Source organism: Streptomyces sp. NPDC017890 (assembly GCF_044328675.1).
Classification (GTDB): Bacteria; Actinomycetota; Actinomycetes; order Streptomycetales; family Streptomycetaceae; genus Streptomyces.
On record NZ_JBIRHU010000157.1, the window covers coordinates 1 to 1,278 of the forward strand.

Genomic DNA, 1,278 nt, shown 5'->3' on the forward strand with positions numbered 1-1,278 from the left:
CCTCGCGCTTTCATGAAGCGGGCTGTCCGGCAGGCGGTCAGGAAAGCAGAAAGTGCCTCTGACCAGCAAGAATGAGGATTGTCGAGGTCCTTGTTCCTGCCACCGCCGGAGGCACTTCCCAGGTGAAGCACTCTATCGGGTCCTATCCCCGTGTCCGCGTCCAGGACGACGGCCGCCAGGTCGTCTCCCAGGCCGGGACGGTCCTGCTCGTCGAAACGGCCCGCAAGACCGGTCTTGACCAGGCCATATCCCAGGCTCTGGCGCCGTGGCGCAAACCGCGGGCCGTCCACGACCCGGGCAAGATCCTCCTGGACGTCGCCCTGGCGGTCGCACTGGGCGGGGACTGCCTCGCGGACGTCGCCATGCTGCGGGCCGAGCCGGCCGTCTTCGGTCCGGTCGCCTCCGACCCGACCGTCTCCCGCCTGATCGACACCCTCGCCGCCTCCGGCGAGAAAGCTTTGCAGGCCATCCGGTCCGCACGCTCCGAAGTCCGGCAGCGGGTCTGGTCGTTGGCCGGGGAGAATGCCCCGGACACCGGCGGGCAGGTCGTGGTCGATATTGACGGCGTCCTCGTGATCGCGCACTCCGACAAGGAGGACGCGGCCGCGACCTGGAAGAAGACCTACGGCCACCATCCGCTGACGGCCTTCGTCGACCATGGCCCGGGCGGAACCGGCGAGCCCGTCGCCGCCCTCCTCAGGCCCGGGAACGCGGGCTCGAACACAGCAGCCGATCACATCACCACCGCCCAGCTCGCCCTGGCCCAGCTGCCCAAGCGCTACCGGCGAGGGCGGCAGACGCTGATCCGCACGGACTCCGCCGGCGGCACCCACGACTTCGTGTCCTGGCTCGCCAGGCGAGGACGATGGCTGTCCTACTCGGTCGGTATGACGGTCACCGAGCAGGTCCACGAACACGTGCTGAAGATCCCCGCCCCGGCCTGGACGGCGGCCATCGATACCAATGGTGAGGTCCGTGACGGGGCCTGGGTCGCCGAGCTCACCGGCAAGCTGCTGGACGGCTGGCCCAAGGGCATGCGACTGATCGTCCGAAAGGAACGGCCCCACCCCGGCGCCCAGTTGAGGATCACGGACGCGGACGGCATGCGGATCACGTGCTTCGCGACCAACACCGCCGGCCGGCCGATCGCCGAGCTCGAGCTCCGTCACCGGCTGCGGGCCCGGGCGGAGGACCGGATCCGGGCCGCCCGGGCCACCGGCCTGCGCAACCTGCCCCTCCACACCACAGCCCAGAACAAGGTCTGGCTCGAGATCGTCC

1 protein-coding gene is annotated in these 1,278 nt (G+C 69.9%); it reads left to right on the plus strand.

Going from position 1 to position 1,278, the window contains the following annotated elements:
* Positions 1-122 precede the first annotated feature (122 nt).
* On the plus strand, positions 123-1,278 hold a 1,156-nt coding region (locus ACH4F2_RS36210), incomplete at its 3' end, for an IS1380 family transposase (protein ID WP_398136828.1).